The following is a 258-nucleotide window of genomic DNA, read 5'->3' as shown; positions in this document are numbered from 1 at the left end:
CTCTGCGATGAGGGCGGGCCCGAGGCGAGTGGTGCCGCGCTGGCGCTGCTGGCGCGCGCCGCAGGGTTGTGCTGGGACGACACGGTCGCCCCCCGGCCGTTGCCGATGGCGGGCGGATGGCACCCCGATTTGGGGGTGGTCGATCCAGCAACGTTTGCGCGCGATCCTGATCGGCCGCTGGTGCTGCTCGTCTTCTACCGCGCCTATCTGGCGGCGCAGGACCTTGCCCCCTTCGCGGCGCTGCATAGCGCGTTGGAA

The 258-nt window shown here is 71.3% G+C and carries 1 protein-coding gene; it reads left to right on the top strand.

What is annotated here, in order from left to right; translation table 11 throughout:
* On the top strand, positions 1-258 hold a 258-nt coding region (locus RAD04_RS38930), incomplete at both ends, for a hypothetical protein (RefSeq protein ID WP_461628002.1).

The sequence above is a fragment of the Bradyrhizobium sp. 25ACV genome, assembly GCF_054863005.1.
Note: the sequence above shows the minus strand (reverse complement) of the source record. Positions and strands in the feature narration are given on the sequence as shown.